Source organism: Micromonospora sp. A3M-1-15 (genome assembly GCF_024213425.1).
GTDB classification, from domain to species: Bacteria; Actinomycetota; Actinomycetes; order Mycobacteriales; family Micromonosporaceae; genus Micromonospora; species Micromonospora chersina.
The window spans coordinates 874,357-890,017 of the sequence record NZ_JANAVK010000001.1; the positions used below are offsets into that span (position 1 = coordinate 874,357).

Annotated in this window: 14 protein-coding genes and 1 riboswitch; of the genes, 5 read left to right on the top strand and 9 right to left on the bottom strand. The window is 74.9% G+C overall.

Annotated elements, in window-relative coordinates; genetic code table 11:
* Positions 1-13 precede the first annotated feature (13 nt).
* The gene (locus NLX85_RS03920) at positions 14-937 is read right to left on the bottom strand and encodes an ornithine cyclodeaminase family protein (protein ID WP_254331671.1); all 924 of its coding nucleotides are present in this window, start codon (positions 935-937) and stop codon (positions 14-16) included.
* A gap of 96 nt (positions 938-1,033) precedes the next feature.
* Positions 1,034-1,097: riboswitch (guanidine-III (ykkC-III) riboswitch) on the top strand.
* Positions 1,098-1,150: 53 nt separating this feature from the next.
* Between NLX85_RS03920 and NLX85_RS03925 the strand changes: the two genes are divergently transcribed.
* Both NLX85_RS03925 and NLX85_RS03930 read left to right on the top strand, forming a co-directional pair.
* Positions 1,151-1,465 (top strand): multidrug efflux SMR transporter, encoded by a 315-nt coding sequence (locus tag NLX85_RS03925; protein WP_254331672.1) that lies wholly within the window; start codon positions 1,151-1,153, stop codon positions 1,463-1,465.
* Between the two features lie 97 nt (positions 1,466-1,562).
* A complete protein-coding gene (locus tag NLX85_RS03930) occupies positions 1,563-1,808 on the top strand; it encodes a hypothetical protein (RefSeq protein ID WP_091312087.1) in 246 nt (81 codons plus the stop codon).
* Between the two features lie 60 nt (positions 1,809-1,868).
* On the opposite strand, the gene NLX85_RS03935 is transcribed toward NLX85_RS03930, so the two are convergent.
* Entirely contained in the window at positions 1,869-4,313 is a 2,445-nt protein-coding gene (locus NLX85_RS03935; protein WP_254331673.1) for a DNA translocase FtsK, read from the bottom strand.
* Between the two features lie 113 nt (positions 4,314-4,426).
* Between NLX85_RS03935 and NLX85_RS03940 the strand changes: the two genes are divergently transcribed.
* Together NLX85_RS03940 and NLX85_RS03945 are read left to right on the top strand one after the other, a co-directional pair.
* Positions 4,427-4,906 (top strand): YbjN domain-containing protein, encoded by a 480-nt coding sequence (locus NLX85_RS03940; RefSeq protein ID WP_254331674.1) that lies wholly within the window; start codon positions 4,427-4,429, stop codon positions 4,904-4,906.
* Positions 4,903-6,480, top strand: coding sequence for a YbjN domain-containing protein (locus NLX85_RS03945; protein WP_254331675.1), 1,578 nt, complete (start codon positions 4,903-4,905; stop codon positions 6,478-6,480). The genes NLX85_RS03940 and NLX85_RS03945 overlap by 4 nt, the downstream gene beginning before the upstream one ends.
* Positions 6,481-6,566: 86 nt before the next feature.
* Here NLX85_RS03945 and NLX85_RS03950 read toward each other — a convergent pair whose 3' ends face one another.
* The 6 genes from NLX85_RS03950 to NLX85_RS03975 all read right to left on the bottom strand — a co-directional run bounded on the left by NLX85_RS03950 (position 6,567) and on the right by NLX85_RS03975 (position 13,740).
* Positions 6,567-8,129, bottom strand: a complete 1,563-nt coding sequence (locus NLX85_RS03950) for a S1 family peptidase (protein ID WP_254331676.1) — start codon at positions 8,127-8,129, stop codon at positions 6,567-6,569.
* A 184-nt stretch (positions 8,130-8,313) separates the two neighbouring features.
* On the bottom strand, positions 8,314-10,002 hold the full coding sequence (locus NLX85_RS03955; protein WP_107076936.1) for a ribonuclease J: 1,689 nt from the start codon (positions 10,000-10,002) through the stop codon (positions 8,314-8,316).
* A 51-nt stretch (positions 10,003-10,053) separates the two neighbouring features.
* On the bottom strand, positions 10,054-10,980 hold the full coding sequence (gene dapA, locus NLX85_RS03960) for a 4-hydroxy-tetrahydrodipicolinate synthase (protein WP_254331677.1): 927 nt from the start codon (positions 10,978-10,980) through the stop codon (positions 10,054-10,056).
* A 52-nt stretch (positions 10,981-11,032) separates the two neighbouring features.
* Positions 11,033-11,770 carry an FAD-dependent thymidylate synthase gene (thyX, locus tag NLX85_RS03965; RefSeq protein WP_254333617.1) on the bottom strand — a complete coding sequence of 246 codons (738 nt, stop codon included), beginning with the start codon at positions 11,768-11,770 and terminating at the stop codon, positions 11,033-11,035.
* 91 nt (positions 11,771-11,861) lie between these two features.
* Entirely contained in the window at positions 11,862-12,506 is a 645-nt protein-coding gene (locus NLX85_RS03970) for a DUF2752 domain-containing protein (RefSeq protein WP_374628052.1), read from the bottom strand.
* 4 nt (positions 12,507-12,510) lie between these two features.
* Positions 12,511-13,740, bottom strand: a complete 1,230-nt coding sequence (locus NLX85_RS03975) for a winged helix-turn-helix domain-containing protein (RefSeq protein WP_254331678.1) — start codon at positions 13,738-13,740, stop codon at positions 12,511-12,513.
* Between the two features lie 129 nt (positions 13,741-13,869).
* Here NLX85_RS03975 and NLX85_RS03980 point away from each other — a divergent pair, with 129 nt between their 5' ends.
* Positions 13,870-14,421: a GNAT family N-acetyltransferase gene (locus NLX85_RS03980; RefSeq protein ID WP_254331679.1), complete on the top strand. Its 552-nt coding sequence runs from the start codon at positions 13,870-13,872 to the stop codon at positions 14,419-14,421.
* On the opposite strand, the gene NLX85_RS03985 is transcribed toward NLX85_RS03980, so the two are convergent.
* A complete protein-coding gene (locus NLX85_RS03985; protein ID WP_254331680.1) occupies positions 14,320-15,630 on the bottom strand; it encodes a glycosyltransferase family 87 protein in 1,311 nt (436 codons plus the stop codon). The genes NLX85_RS03980 and NLX85_RS03985 overlap by 102 nt on opposite strands.
* Positions 15,631-15,661: the final 31 nt, after the last annotated feature.

Sequence of the window (15,661 nt, forward strand, 5' to 3'; positions counted from 1 at the left end):
ACTCAGCCGCGGCTCAGCGGGCGGCCGCGCCGACCCGGGCCAGGCGGTCGAGCAGGAAGACCTCCGTGCCGGCCAGGCCGGTGGAGCAGAAGACCGAGATCTGGTCCGCGCCGGTCCTTCCCGGGACCGCCCCGGCCAGCACCGCGCCCAGGTCGCGCAGCCGGTCCGCGTACGGCTCGACGGCGGCGAGCATCGGCGGGGCGTACGCGACGGCCTGCGCGGGCGAGTCGGTGACCAGCAGGTCGGCGGCGTCCAGCAGGTCGGGCCCGAACTCGTGCCGGTCGACCTGCTTGAAGCCGACGGTGTTGACGTGGGTTCCCGGGGCGAGGTCGGCGGCGGCCAGCACCGGGGTGGTGCTGGTGGTGGCGAGCACCACGAGGTCCCGGTCGCGCACCGCCGCGGCGGCCGAGTCGACGGCGCGGGCCGGCACGCCCAGCTCGGCCCGGACCCGGGCGGCGAACGCCTCCCGGCGGGCCGCCGAGCGGCTGTGCACGGTCACCTCGCGCAGCGGGCGCACCGCGGCGGCGGCCCAGACCTGGGTCCACGCCTGGCACCCGGAGCCCACCACGCCGAGGGTGGCCGCGTCGGGGCGGGCCAGCGCGTCCACGGCCACCCCGCCCAGCCCTCCGGTGCGCCGCGAGCCCAGTTCCTCGCCGACCGCGATGGCGCGTACCGCCCCGGTGCCCGCGTCGTGCAGCACCACGAGCTGCCCGCTCTCCGGGTGCCCGAACGTGTCGTACGAGCGGAAGCCGTACCACTCGCCGGTGAGGTGCCCGGCCGTGAGCACCATCCGGCCGCCGCCGAGCGGGGCGGACGCCCGGGGCGGGGCGATGAGCCGGCCCTCGTACGCGGCCAGCAGCGCGTCCCGCATGGCGGCCACGGTGAGCGGGGCGTCCACGGCGGCGGCGACGTCCTCGTCGGAGAAGAGCACGGTCATGCCGACCATGGTGCAACCTGAAGTTCGCGTGAACTCCAGCGAGGGTGGGGTTCGTCACCGTGCCGGCCCGCCCGCCCCGGCGGTGCTAGCGTCGGCCTCGGCGGCCCCGCGCCGCCCCGGACGAGTGGTGGGCGTACCCGGTCAGGCCAAGACGCCCCGTGTGACCGCCCGTCCCGGCCCCGGTGGCCGGGCCCGTCCCGTCAGAGGTGACCCATGGCCTGGCTCGTGCTGGTGCTCTCCGGACTGCTGGAAACCGCCTGGGCGATCGCCCTCGACCGCAGCGCCGGCTTCACCCGCCCGCTCCCCTCCCTGGTCTTCGCCGTCTCGCTGGTGGCCAGCATGGCCGGCCTGGCGTACGCGCTGCGCGACATCCCGGTCGGCACCGGCTACGCGGTGTGGGTCGGCATCGGGGCGGTCGGCACCGCCGTGGTGGGCATGGTGGCGCTGGGCGAGTCGGCCAGCCTGCCCCGGATCGCCTGCCTCCTGCTCGTGGTCGCCGGCGTGGTCGGCCTCAAGCTCTTCCACTGACCGCCTCCGGCCTGGCCGGACGTCCGGTTTGGACGCCGGGTCCGGGCGGGTAGTTCTTCCTCGCCCCACCCGAGGAGACCCACTTACGGAGGACACCATGGCCGACATCCACGCCACCGCCCGCCCGCGCAGCAGCGCCGCCCGCGTCTGCACGATTCTCGCGTTCGTCTTCGCGGTCATCGCGATCTTCTTCCTGCCGCCGCTGTTCGGCCTGGTCGGCCTGGTGCTCGGCATCGTCGGCGCGGTGCTCGGCGACAAGCCGCTCGGCTGGTACGCCGCCGCCGCCAGCGTGGTCGGCGCGGTCATCGGCATGATCATCGGCTACGCCATCTACAACTCCTGACCCGCACGCGTCAGGGCCCGCCGGGAGCACCGGCGGGCCCTGACGTCTGTCCGGGTGGGATCAGTCCTCGCCGCCGCGCAGGCCGGCCAGAACCTCCTCCAGCTCGTCCGGCTTGACCAGCACGTCGCGGGCCTTGGACCCCTCGGACGGGCCGACCACGCCCCGGGTCTCCATGAGGTCCATGAGCCGGCCCGCCTTGGCGAAGCCGACCCGCAGCTTGCGCTGGAGCATCGAGGTCGAGCCGAACTGCGAGGTGACCACCAGCTCCACCGCCTGCACGAGCAGGTCCAGGTCGTCGCCGATGTCCTCGTCGATCTTCTTCTTGCTGTCCTGCGCGGGGGCGAGCACGTCCGGTCGGAAGTCCGGCTCGCGCTGGTCCTTGCAGAACTTCACCACGTCGTGGATCTCGCGCTCGGTCACCCAGGCGCCCTGGATCCGGATCGGCTTCGACGCGCCCATCGGCAGGAACAGCCCGTCGCCGCGGCCGAGCAGCTTCTCCGCGCCGGGCTGGTCGAGGATGACCCGGGAGTCGGCCAGCGACGAGGTGGCGAAGGCCAGCCGGGACGGCACGTTCGCCTTGATCAGGCCGGTGACCACGTCCACCGAGGGACGCTGGGTGGCCAGCACCAGGTGGATGCCGGCGGCCCGGGCCAGCTGGGTGATCCGGACGACCGAGTCCTCCACGTCGCGCGGCGCGACCATCATGAGGTCGGCCAGCTCGTCCACGATCACCAGCAGGTACGGGTACGGCCGGATCTCCCGCTCGCTGCCCGGCGGGGCCTTGATCTCGCCGTTGCGCACCTTGCGGTTGTAGTCGTCGATGTGCCGGACCCCGTTGGCGGCGAGGTCGTCGTAGCGCATGTCCATCTCGCGGACGACCCACTCCAGCGAGTCGGCCGCCTTCTTCGGGTTGGTCACGATCGGGGTGACCAGGTGCGGGATGCCCTCGTAGCCGGTCATCTCGACCCGCTTCGGGTCGATGAGCAGCAGTCGCACCTCGTCGGGGGTGGCCCGGGTGAGCACCGACACGAGCAGCGAGTTCAGGCAGGACGACTTGCCCGCGCCGGTCGCGCCGGCGATCAGGATGTGCGGCATCTTGGCCAGGTTGGCCACCACGTAGCCGCCCTCGATGTCCTTGCCGAGCGCCACCACCATGGGGTGGTGGTCGCTGGTGGCGGCCCGCGAGCGCAGCACGTCGCCGAGCGCCACGTTCTCCGGGTCGGTGTTCGGGATCTCCACCCCGACCGCGCTCTTGCCCGGGATCGGGCTGAGGATCCGCACGTCCGGCGACTTCACGGCGTACGCGATGTTGCGGGAGAGCTGGGTGATCCGCTCGACCTTGACGCCCGGCCCCAGCTCGACCTCGTAGCGGGTGACCGTCGGGCCGCGGGTGAAGCCGGTGACCGCGGCGTCCACGTCGAACTGCTCGAAGACGCCCGTCAGCGCGGCGATCACCTCGTCGTTGGCCTTGCTGCGGGTCTTCGGCGCGGCCCCGCTGCCCAGCATGTTGGCCGGCGGCAGGGTGTAGTCGCCGGCCAGCCCGGTGAGCGCGAGCTGCTCGGCGCGGGTGGGCAGCGGCGAGTGCTCCGGCGGCTCGACCGGCTTGCGGCTCGCCGGCACCCTCTTGCGCGGCAGCACCAGGGTGTCCTGGAGGTCGACGCCGTCGAGGTCGTCGTCCGCGTCCAGCGGGTCCACCGGCGGCGGGAGGCGCTTGGCCGCCCGCTTGCGGGCCGGCTTGGCCGGCGCCTCGGCCTCGGCCTCCTCGGCGTCGGGCGGCGGGACCGGGGCGGCGCGCAGCCCGAGCCGCTCCGGGATCTTGTTGATCGGGGTCGCGGTGATCACCAGCAGACCGAAGACCAGCAGCAGGATCAGCAGCGGCATGGCCACCCAGGCGGTGACCGCGGACTTGAGCAGGTCGCCCACGCCGGCGCCGAGCAGGCCGCCCGCGTAGTCGCGCTGGACCTCGTCGACCGGGTCCTGTCCGATGTGCAGCATGGCCGCCGTGGCGAGCAGCATGGAGCCCCAGCCGACCAGGCCGCGCCCGCGGTGCGCGGGATCGGCCGGGGTCCGCATCAGCCGCCAGGCGCCCACCATGAGCAGCACCGGCAGCACGATCGAGATGGCCCCGACGAAGAGGCGCACGGTGTCCGCGAGGTGCCGGCCCACCGGCCCGGCGCCGCCGGACCAGATGCCCACCGCGCTGAGGATGGCCAGGCCGAACAGGAGCAGCCCGGCGCCGTCGCGGCGGTGCTCCGGGTCCAGCTCGCGGGTGGTGGCGGCCTGCCGCCCGGCGGCCCGGAACGTCCAGCCGACGCCGTGCGCCAGCCCCATCCACAGTGCGCCCAGCGCGCGGCCCAGGAACGCCGCCGGGCTCGGCCCGGGCGCGGGGCGCCGTCGGGCGGTCGCCCGGGTGGTCTTCTTGGCCGGTTGGCGGGCACGGCTGTTCGTGGTTCCGCGCGGCGACGCGCCGCGCCGCCGGCTCGCCTGAGAGGTACGGCCCGCCATAGAGTCACCGTAACGGCGGGACCCGGCAGATCGCCGCTTTTCCGGGTCGTGTCCGCGCGTCGCGGCACGAATCCACCGCCGTTTGTGTTATTCGCCTCAGAAGGGATGCCCTCATGGCGTCGCCGGAGATCGAGGACGGTCCGGACGGCCCCCTGGCCGGACACCCGCAGGCGCTGCGACCGCTGACCGGCGAGCTGATCGCCGCCGTGCTGGCCAACCGGGGGTACGCGGTGGCCCGGGACGCCGACGGCGACCTGGTGGGCCGCTGGGACTCCAGCCTCATCTGGTTCTCCCGGCGGGGCGGCGCCGGTGAGCTGCTCCAGGTGCGCACCGTCACGGCACACCGGTTCGGGATCGAGCGCGTGCCCGACCTGCACGCCTTCTGCAACGCCTGGAACCACGACCGGCTCTGGCCGAAGGCGTTCGTGCACGTCGCCGACGACGGGCTGGCCCAGGTCTGCGGCGAGGTGACCACCGACCTGGAACGCGGCGTCACCCCGCACCAGCTCGACCAGCTCGTCGACTGCGGCGTCACCACCGGCTGCCAGCTCGCCGCCGCCGTGGCGGACCTGCCCGGCGGGGCGGTCCGGTGACCACCTTCCGGGACCGGGGCCTGGCCGACGCGCTCGCCGACGCCCGGGACCTGCCCGACGGCGAGGCCCGCTGCGCCGAGCTGGAACGCATCGCCGCCCGGGCCGATGCCACGGGCGATCCGCGTACCGGGCTGGCGGCGCGGTTCGCGCTGGTCGAGGCGTACCTGCACCTGGGCGAGCGGTGGCGGACCGTGGAGCCGGTGCGCCGCTGCCTGGCCATCGTGGACCGGCAACCGGGGCTGCTCGACGGCCCCGACGTGGCCGAACGGCTGTGCCGGCACCAGCGGCAGGCCGTAGAGGCGCTCTTCGGCACCCCCCGGGTGGCCCTGGACCAGGCCCGCTCCCTGCTGGACGATCTCGCCGACCGGCTGGGCCCGGACGCCGGGCCGGTGGCCGAGCTGCGCTGCCGGCTCGCCGACCATCTGGGCGACGAGCCGACGGCCCGGCGCGAGTACGACCGCTGGTCCGCCGGCGACGGGTCCGACCCGGTGGCCGGCTGCGCCGGCTGCGCCCCGGCCCGCCGGGCCGAACTGCTGGCCGGCTGGGGCGAGCCGGCGGCCGCCCTGGCCGCGCTGGAGCCGGCGCTCGACGGCGAGCCGGGCTGCACCGACCAGCCGGAGCGGGCCCTCGCCGTGGGGTTGCTGCCGTGGCTGCGGACCGGCGAGGCGACGCGCGCCGCCCGGGCGCACGTGCGGGCCTACCGCCGGCACCGCCGGGAACGGGCGGCCTTCCCGCAGCTCGCCGCCCACCTGCGGTTCTGCGCGCTGGGCGGGCACCTGGCCCACGGGCTGGACGTGCTGGCCGAGCAGCTGCCCCGGCTGGACCACCCGGCCGACGACCTGTCCGCGATGGAGTTCGCGGCGGCGGGCGCGCTGCTCTGCGGGCTGGCTGCCGAGGCCGGTCTCGGCGGGCGGCGGATCCACCGCCCCGGGCACGGGCCCCGGCCAGCCGCCGAGGTGGACGTGGCGACGCTCGGCGGCCAGCTCCAGGCCCTCGCCACCACGTTGGCCGGCAGTTTCGACGCCCGCAACGGCACCGGCCACCAGTCCGGCCGGATCGCCTCCTGGCTGGCCGAGCGGCCGCTCGCCGCACCGGCGCCACTGCCCGACGAGGACGACGTGGCGTCCGACGACGACCCGGCCGAGCCCGGGCCGCCCGGCGAGGAGGAGGTCGCCCCGCTGAGCCTGCGGCTGCTCACCACCGCCCTCGACGCGCGCGGCGACGCGTACACGCTGGAGCCGGACGGCACCGTGGTGGGGCGCTGGGGCGAGGCGGTGGTCCAGTTCCGCCGGCTCGGTGATCAGGGCGAGGTGCTGCACGCCCGGGCCGTGGCCCTGCGCCGGCTGCCGGCCGCCCGGCGCGCCGAGGCGTACGCGTTCTGCAACGCCTGGAACCACGACCGGCTGCTGCCGGCGGCGTACGTGCACGACCCGGGCGACGGGACGCTGCTGCTGGCCGCCGACGTCACCACCGACCTGGCGTACGGGGTGGCCCCGGCGCAGCTCGTCGTGCTGGTCACGTCGGCGGTCAGCACCGGGGCCGCGTTCGCCGAGGCGGTCGCCGCGCTGCCCTGAGCCCGCACGTGGCGCGGCCCCCGGCCACCGGGCGGTGGTGGACGGGGGCCGCGGTCCGGGGCCGCCGGGGTCGACCCGGCGGCGGTTCAGCGGGCGGAGAACGCCAGGGTGTACTCGCCGGCGCCGGCCAGCCCCACCACCCGGTAGCGGTAGGCGCCGGCCGGGGTGTCGGCGGTCAGCCGGGCGACCCCGTCGGTGCTGTCGGCGCGGGCCACGGTGCGGAACGCGGCGCCGGTGAAGCGTTGCAGCTCCAGCGCCACCCGGGCGCCCGCCGGCGCGGACACGCACGCCTCCTGGGCGCCGCCGGACACCCGGAAGAAGCGGCCGTCCGGCTGGACCTGCGCCCGACCGGCGGCGATCCGGCCGGTCCGGCTCACCTGCCCGGTGCAGTCGGCCGCGTCGCCGGCCGGCGGGGTGGCCGGCGCGGTGCTCGCCGGCGGCGCGGTGGACCCGCCGCCGGCCGGCGGCGCGGAGGGCGCCGGCTGGCCGCCCGCCGTGACCAGGGTCAGGTTGTTGCGCTGGAGGATCTCGTTGACCGGCTGGAAGAAGGTCACCCCGCCGCGCGTGCAGTCACCGGAGCCGCCGGACGTGACGCCCTGCGCCTGGTCGCCGGAGAGCCAGGCCCCGCCCGAGTCGCCCGGCTCGGCGCAGACGTTCGTCCGGGTCAACCCGGTGACCGTCCCCTCCGGATAGTTCACCGTGGCGTTCTTCGCCTGGATCACCCCGCAGCGGGTGCCGGTGGTCGAGCCGGAGCGGCACACCGAGGCGCCGACCGGAGCCTCGGTGGAGCCGTTCACCGGCACCGTGCCGCCGTTGAAGTCGTTCACCACGCCCTGCGGCGTCCACTGGCCGTTGACCTCGACGACAGCCCAGTCGTCGCCGGGGAACGAGGAGGCGGCGAAGGTGCCCTGGGCGACCCGGTTCGCGCCGGTGGTCCGGTCCCCCGGCCGGCCGCAGTGCCCGGCCGTGACGAAGCCGCCGACCACCGAGAAGCCCACCGAGCAGCGTCCGGCGTCGTTGATGAAGTACGCGTCCCCGCCCCGCACGTCGAACAGCGGGCGGGGCGCCTCGTCGGCGGTCCGCACCCGTACCGCGCCGGCGGGCGCCCCGCCGGCCTCGGCGAAGCGGCGGCCGGCCGCCTCGGCGCCGGGCTGCGCGACCACCATTACCGAGTTGGTGGGCACGTCGACGTACCAGCCGGCGACGTCCGGGGTGGCGTCGCGGCCGGCCGCGTCGAGGCGGGTCTTCACGGCGTCGAGTTCGGCGACCCCGCGGTCCACCGGCTTCGGCACCGCGCCGGCGGCGGTCACCCGGGCCGCCTGGCCGGGATCGGCCACCGCCACGTTGAGCGTCGCGCCGTCGGCGCCGAGCCAGCTGCCGCCGTAGTCGGCGCCGAGTTCGGTGCGGAGTTTCGCGACCGTGCCCGACGCCCACCGCTCGGTCTTCAGCCGCCGCGCCGCCTGGTCCCGGGTGAGCGAGAGGTCGCGGCTCAGCGCGTCCAGCACCTCGGGCGCGACGCCGTCGGACGCCGCCGGGGCGGTCCGCCGGGTCGCCGGGTTCTCGCCGGCGAACGACGGCAGGGTCACCGCCGCCGCCGTGCCCGCCGCCGCCACCAGCACGCCGATGGCTGTCATCCGTCTGCGGTCCATCCGCCACGCTCCTCCCGGCCGGCGCGGGTACGCCTGCCGGAGCGGTATACGGAGACGGACGCCGATCGGTTGAGGGCGACCGGTCAGGATCGACGGAGCGTGGCGGGACGGCTTCGGGGCGTACCCGCCGAACGCGACGCCGGCCCACCGCGGACGGTGGACCGGCGTGCGGCGCGCGGGGCGGTCAGACCTCGACGACCGTCGGCACGATCATCGGCCGGCGGCGGTACGCGTCGTTCACCCAGCGTCCGACGGTGCGCCGGACGATCTGCTGGAGCTGGTGCGGGTCGGTGATGCCGTCCGCGGCGGCCCGGTTCAGCGCCTCGGTGACCAGCGGGATGACCGGGTTGAACGCCTCCGGGTCCTCGGAGAAGCCCTTCGCCGAGAGGGTCGGCCCGCCGACCACCTTGCCGGTGACCGAGTCGACCACCACGGTGGTGGCGATGAAGCCGCCGTCGCCGAGGATCCGGCGCTCGGTGAGCAGCGACTCGCTGACGTCGCCGACGGCGAGGCCGTCGACGTAGACGTACCGGCTCTTCACGTGGCCCACCAGGCTGGCGCGCCCGTCGACCAGGTCGACCACGTCGCCGTCCTCGCAGAGCACCACCCGGTCCGGCGCGACGCCGGACTCGATGCCGAGCCGGGCGTGCGCCCGCAGGTGCCGCCACTCGCCGTGCACCGGCATGAGGTTGCTCGGGCGGGTGACGTTGAGCAGGTAGAGCAGCTCTCCGGCGGGGGCGTGACCGGAGACGTGCACCTTGGCCACGTCCTTGTGGATCACCGTGGCGCCGGCCCGGGCCAACCGGTTGATCACCCGGTAGACCGAGGTCTCGTTGCCCGGCACCAGCGAGGAGGCGAGCACCACGGTGTCGCCGGGGGCGATGGTGATGTGCCGGTGGTCGCCGCTGGCCATCCGGCCCAGCGCGCTCATCGGCTCGCCCTGCGAGCCGGTCGACATCAGCACGATCTGCTCGGGCGGCAGCGTGGTGGCCTCCTCCAGCCCGACCACCAGGCCCGGCGGGATGTTGAGCAGGCCCAGGTCGCGGGCGATGCCCATGTTGCGCACCATCGACCGGCCGATCAGCGCCACCTTGCGGCCGTGCTCCACCGCCGAGTCGAAGACCTGCTGCACCCGGTGCACGTGCGAGGCGAACGAGGCCACGATGATCCGGCCGCGCGCCTTCGCGAAGATCGAGTCGAGCACCGGCCCGATCTCCCGCTCCGGGGTGACGAAGCCGGGGATCTCCGCGTTGGTGGAGTCCGAGAGCAGCAGGTCCACGCCCTCGGCGCCGAGCCGGGCGAAGCCGGCCAGGTCGGTGATCCGGCCGTCCAGCGGGAGCTGGTCCATCTTGAAGTCGCCGGTGTGCAGCACCAGGCCGGCGCCGGTGCGGATGGCCACCGCGAGCGCGTCGGGGATCGAGTGGTTCACCGCGAAGAACTCGCACTCGAACGGGCCGAGCCGCTCGCGCCGCCCCTCGGCGACGGTCAGCGTGTACGGCTGGATCCGCCGCTCGGCCAGCTTCGCCTCGACCAGCGCCAGGGTGAACTGCGAGCCGACCAGCGGAATGTCCGGCTTGTGGGCGAGCAGGTACGGCACCGCGCCGATGTGGTCCTCGTGGCCGTGGGTGAGCACGATGGCCTGCACGTCGCCCAGCCGGTCCAGGATCGGCCCGAAGTCGGGCAGGATCAGGTCCACGCCCGGCTGCTCGACGTCGGGGAAGAGCACCCCGCAGTCGACGATCAGCAGCTTGCCGTCGTACTCGAAGACCGTCATGTTCCGGCCGATGGCGCCGAGTCCGCCGAGCGGGATGATCCGCAGGCCGCCCTCCGGCAGCGGCGGGGGCAGCTCACCCTCGATGTGCGCCTCGGTCACGCGTCACCTCATTCTGCGACGCCGTCGCGCGGCGTCCGTCGTGTTGTTCGATCATTCGGGTAGGGGCAGGCCCGCCGCGGCGCAGTCGGCGCGCAGCTGGGCCAGTTCGTCGCCGGTGGCGTCCACCAGCGGGGGTCGCACCGGGCCGGCCGGCAGGCCCTTGGCCGCCAGGCCCGCCTTCACCAGGATCACGCCCTGGGTCCGGAAGATGCCGGTGTACAGCGGCAGCAGCCGCCGGTGCAGGGCGAGTGCCGTGGCGGTGTCGCCCGCCTCGTACGCCTCGATCATCTGCTTGGTCTGCACACCGGTGAAGTGCGTGGAGGTGCCGACCACGCCGACCGCGCCGACCGCGAGGGCGGGCAGGGTCAGCGCGTCCTCGCCGCTGTAGAACGCCAGGTCGCTGCGGGCCAGCACCCAGGAGGTGGCGGTGAGGTCACCCTTGGCGTCCTTGACCGCCACGATCCGCCCGTGCTCGGCCAGCTTCACCAGGGTGTCGGTGGCGATCTCGGTGCCCGCCCGGTGCGGGATGTCGTACAGCATGATCGGCAGCCCGGTGGCGTCGGCGACCGCGGTGAAGTGGCGCAGCAGCCCGCTCTGCGGCGGCTTGTTGTAGTACGGCGTCACCACCAGCAGACCGTGCGCGCCGGCCTTCTCCGCCTGCGCGGCCAGCTCGATCGTGTGCCGGGTGTCGTTGGTGCCCACCCCGGCGACGATCCGGGCGCGGTCGCCCACCGCCTCCGCGACGGCGCGGATCAGGGCCTCCTGCTCCGCGTCGGTGGTGGTCGGCGACTCGCCCGTGGTGCCGTTGAGCACCAGCGCGTCGTTGCCCTGCTCGTCGACGAGGTGGCTGGCAAGCCGGACGGCCCCGTCGAGGTCGAGCGACCCGTCGGCGGTGAACGGGGTCACCATGGCCGTGATCAGTCGTCCGAACGGGCGCGAGGCGCCCCGGTTCGGGGCGGCAGGGAGGTCGTGCGTCATGTTCACAACCTAGCGGACGACCACCGGGGCCCCGGCGGCGAAGGGCGACGACTCACTCGGCGTGCGGAGAGGCCGCCACCTCGGTGCCGTCGGGCAGCGTGGAGATCACGAAGTCGGCGAAGACGTTCGGAGCGACCCCCTGGAGCTGCCGCAGGCACTCCACGGCCAGCTCGCGGATCTCCACGTCGGCGTGCTCGGTGGCGCGCATCTTGATGAAGTGCCGCCACGCCCGGTAGTTGCCGGTCACCACGATCCGGGTCTCGGTGGCGTTGGGCAGCACCGCCCGGGCCGCCTGCCGGGCCTGCTTGCGGCGCAGCGTCGGGTTGGGCTCGTCGGTGTACCGGGCCTCCAGGCCCTCCAGCAGCTCGGTGTACGCCCGGACCGCCGCCTCGCTCGCCTCGACGAACTTCTTGTGCAGCTCCGGGTCGTCGGCGATCACCGCGGGCTCGACCATGGCGGCGTCCCGCTCCGGGACGTAGCGCTGGGAGAGCTGGGAGTAGGAGAAGTGCCGGTGCCGGATCAGTTCGTGGGTGAAGGACCGGGACACCCCGCTGAAGTAGAAGCTCACCGAGCCGTGCTCCAGCACGGACAGGTGCCCCACGTCCAGGATGTGCGCCAGGTAGCCGGCGTTGGTCGCGGTGGCCGGGTTCGGCTTCTTCCAGCTCTGGTAGCAGGCCCGGCCGGCGAACTCGGCGAGCGCCTGACCGCCCTCCGCGTCGGTCGACCACGGCACGTCGTCCGGGGCCTGGAACTGGGTCCACGCGATCAGCTTGACCTGGGGCTGCACCATCTCCGGCATTCCTGCGACTGTAGTGGCCCCTGGGCTTCCGGGGAAACTCGGACGCGCGGACGTGAACCAGCACACCGGCGGCGGGCAGCGGTCAGACGTAGAGCGAGGTGAAGGGGGCCCAGGGCAGGTTGCGGGCCACCGAGAAGGCGAGCCAGAGGGCCAGGAAGCCGCCGATCACCTTGGGGCTGATCCGCAGCTCCGGCAGCCGCCAGCCGAACGCCCGGTTGCCCGCCCAGCTCACGAAGAGCCAGGCCAGGAAGGGCAGCGAGAAGACGAAGAGGAAGTGGTGGCGGGCGGCGGCCGGGAGGTCGGCGTGCAGCACGTACCAGAGGGCGCGGGTGCCGCCGCAGCCCGGGCAGTCCAGCCCCGTGGTGAGCTTGAGCAGGCAGGTCGGCCGGGCGTCCGGATCGCTGTGGGTGGGGTCGCTGAGCAGGGCGTACGCCATGCCCAGGCCGACGCAGCCGAGCGCCGCGAGGGGCACCGCCCAGCGCGGGGCGCGGGCGTGCAGCCGCAGCACCAGGCGGGTGAACCGGTCCGGCTCGACCGGCGGGTAGGCCACCCCGGCGGGCCAGGCCCCGGCCGCGTGCTCCGCGTGCGGCCCGTGGTGGACGTGCGGCACGGCGTGTTCCCCGTGCGGTCCGGTGACGGTGGTGGGCGACCCGGCCGGGGCCGGTCCGGAGGGATCGGCGGTCGGGTGCGGGTCGGGCGCGGCGGCCGGCCGGTCAACGCTCGTCACGCGCTCACCGTACACCCGCCACGCCCACCAGGGCGGCGGCCAGCGGGGCCGCCAGGTCGCCCGCGGCGGGCGGGGCGACCGCGTCCAGGCCGAGCCAGCCGGCGAGCCGGTAGAGCTCGGCGGCGAGCGCCACGGCCGTCTCCCCCGGCTCGGCGCCGGGCTCGACCCAGGCGGCCGGCACCAGTAGCACCCCGGCCTTCCGGTCGGCCTTGAGGTCGACCCGGGCGGTGAACCGCTCGCCCTGGAGGAAGGGCAGCACGTAGTAGCCGTAGACCCGCTGCGGCGCGGGCACGTAGATCTCGATGCGGTAGGTGAAGTCGAAGAGCCGCTCGGCGCGGGCCCGCTCCCAGACCAGCGGGTCGAACGGGCTGACCAGGGTGTTGCCGCGGACCCAGCGGGGCAGCCGGGCCTGGGCGTGCAGGTAGGCGGGCTGCCGCCAGCCCGACACGGTGACCGGGGTCAGCTCACCCGCCTCGACCAGCTCGGCGATGGCCTGCCGGGCGCCGGCCACCGGCAGCCGGAAGTAGTCGCGCAGCTCCGGCTCCGCCGCCACGCCCAGCGACCGGGCGGCGATCGCCACGAGCGTGCGGTGGGCGTCGGCGTCGCTCGGGGTGGGCGCGTCGAGCACGGCGGCCGGCAGCACCCGTTCGGGCAGGTCGTAGCGGCGGGCGAACGACGTGGTGCGGTCGGCGGCGGTCACCTCGCCGGCCCAGAACAGGAACTCCAGCGCCCGCTTGACGGTGGACCAGTTCCACCCCCAGTTGCCGGTCTCGCGCGGCGCGTCGTGCTCGATCTCGGCGGCGGTGAGCGGACCCCGGGCGGCCACCTCGTCGCGCACCCAGGCGACCAGCTCGGGCTGCTCCTGGGCGATCCGGCGCATCCCGCCCCACGCCTCGTCGTGGGCCTTGGCCATCCGCCAGCGCAGCGCCGGGTGCAGCCCCACCGGCACCAGCGACGCCTCGTGGGCCCAGTATTCGAACAGGTCGCGCGGGCGCCGGTAGGCGGCGGTGTCGAGCAGGGTGGTCGGGTAGGGCCCGATCCGGCTGTAGAGCGGCAGGTAGTGCGCGCGTTGCAGGACGTTGACCGAGTCCATCTGGATGAGCCCGACCCGGTCGAGCACCCGGCGCAGGTGCCGGCGGCTGGGCACGCCGGTCGGCGCCGGATCGGCGAAGCCCTGGGCGGCCAGGGCGATCCGGCGGGCCTGGGCGAGGGAGAGCGATTCCGGTGCGGCCATCGTCGGGGACCCTAATCCACCGGTACGACACGACGGCTCCAGGTCGCGGCGCGGCGTCAGACGCGCCGATCTGGAGTTGTCGCAGTGCGGCGGCTGGACCGATCGCCCGACGCGGCATAGAACGGACGGGTGCCCACCATCCGCCGGGAGGAACCGGACGACGCCGAGGCGATCGCCCGGGTGCACATCCGCGGCTGGCAGGCCGGGTACGCCGGGATCATGCCGGACGAGGTGCTGAACCGGCTGAACCCGGCCGCCTGGGCGCAGCGCCGCCGGGACCTCGGCACGGCCGACCCGGAGCACCCGTTCACAACGCTGGTCGCCGAGGTCGACGGGGCGGTCGTCGGGTTCACCACCTTCGGGCCGTACCGGAACAACCAGGACCGGGGCGACCTGGACGCGCGGTACGGCGAGGTCCTGGCGCTCTACCTGGAGCCGGCGCACTGGGGCGGCGGGCTCGGGCTTGCGCTGCACGCGGCGGCCCGCGCCGGGCTGGCGGAGCGGGCGTGGACGGAGTACCGGCTCTGGGTGCTCGCCGACAACGCCCGGGCCCGCCGCTTCTACGAGCGGGCCGGGTTGTCACCGGACGGGGAGGAGTCCACCTACCCGGTCCCGCTGCACGGCGGGCGGGACCCGGTCCGGCTCCGCGAGCTGCGCTACACCGCCCGGCTCGACGGCTGACCCGGCCGGCCCGCCCCGACCGGCGGGACCGCCGCCGGTCGGCGTGGCCCCGCGGCGGACCGGCAGGGCGAGCAGCAGCGCCAGGCTGATCCAGACGTAGGTGTTGCTGCCCAGGAAGCCGTCGACCCCGGTGAAGTCCTTCTCCCAGGCCCAGACGATCCGGCTGGTCAGGAAGGCGTACCCGACGAGCGCGGCGGCCAGCAGCAGGCGGCGCCGCCGGCTGCGGGCGGGCGCGGCCATGCCGTTGTCGACCAGCAGGATCAGCCCCGGCAGCAGCCAGACCAGGTGGTGCACCCAGGTCACCGGGCTGACCAGGCACATGGTGGCGCCGGTCAGCGCCAGGCCGGTGGCCTCGTCGCCGGCGGCCACCGCGGCCCGGGAGCGCCAGCCCCAGACGACCAGGGTGGCGAGGACCAGCGCCAGCCAGGCGACGGTGCTGGGGTGTTCCGGGTCGAGCCGGGCCACCACCCCGCGCAGCGACTGGTTGGAGACGAAGGCCAGCTCGCCCACCCGGTCGGTGTTCCACAGCGCCTCGGTCCAGAACTCGCGGGAGGCGTCCGGGAAGAGCGCGGCGGCCACCAGGGTCGCGGCGGCGGCCGCGCCCATGGCGGTGAACGCGGCCCGCCAGCGGCCGGTGACCAGCAGGTAGACGATGAAGATGCCGGGGGTCAGCTTGATCGCGGTGGCCAGGCCGATGCCGACCCCGGCCCAGCGGCTGCGCGCCGGCAGCAGCCGGAGCAGGTCCACCGCCACGAGGAACAGCAGCAGCATGTTGACCTGGCCGAAGTTCACCGTCTCGCGCATCGGCTCGTAGGCGGCGGCCAGGCAGAGCGCCACGGCGAGGACGAACCAGCGGGTCCAGCCGGCGCGCCGGGCGACCGGGTCGAGCAGCCACCAGATGACCACCGCGCTGGCCACCACGGTGGCGGCCACGCTCACCGCGATCGCCGCGGTCCAGGGCAGGTACGCCATCGGCAGCATGACGAGCGCGGCGAACGGCGGGTAGGTGAAGCCGTACTGGGTGCCGCCCTTGAGGAAGTCGTAGATCTCCCCGCCGTCGTGCACCCAGAAGGTCAGCGCGCCGTAGTAGACCTTGAGGTCGAAGAAGCCGTGCCGCACGGCCGCCACCGAGAGGAAGACGGTCACCGCGACGGCGAGCGCCACCACGGCGACGACCTGCGCGATCGTCCGCCTGGCACCCTGCGCCACCGTCGCCCTCCTCGCCCTGCGTAGGCTCACG

Bases quoted from the DNA above. Each gene is read 5' to 3' on its own strand.
- NLX85_RS03975 (WP_254331678.1), bottom strand. From the start codon at position 13,740: ATGGCCGCACCGGAATCGCTCTCCCTCGCCCAGGCCCGCCGGATCGCC.
- thyX (WP_254333617.1), bottom strand. From the start codon at position 11,770: ATGGTGCAGCCCCAGGTCAAGCTGATCGCGTGGACCCAGTTCCAGGCC.
- NLX85_RS03920 (WP_254331671.1), bottom strand. From the start codon at position 937: ATGACCGTGCTCTTCTCCGACGAGGACGTCGCCGCCGCCGTGGACGCC.
- NLX85_RS03930 (WP_091312087.1), top strand. From the start codon at position 1,563: ATGGCCGACATCCACGCCACCGCCCGCCCGCGCAGCAGCGCCGCCCGC.
- NLX85_RS03940 (WP_254331674.1), top strand. From the start codon at position 4,427: ATGGCGTCGCCGGAGATCGAGGACGGTCCGGACGGCCCCCTGGCCGGA.
- NLX85_RS03950 (WP_254331676.1), bottom strand. From the start codon at position 8,129: ATGGACCGCAGACGGATGACAGCCATCGGCGTGCTGGTGGCGGCGGCG.
- NLX85_RS03925 (WP_254331672.1), top strand. From the start codon at position 1,151: ATGGCCTGGCTCGTGCTGGTGCTCTCCGGACTGCTGGAAACCGCCTGG.
- NLX85_RS03935 (WP_254331673.1), bottom strand. From the start codon at position 4,313: ATGGCGGGCCGTACCTCTCAGGCGAGCCGGCGGCGCGGCGCGTCGCCG.
- dapA (WP_254331677.1), bottom strand. From the start codon at position 10,980: ATGACGCACGACCTCCCTGCCGCCCCGAACCGGGGCGCCTCGCGCCCG.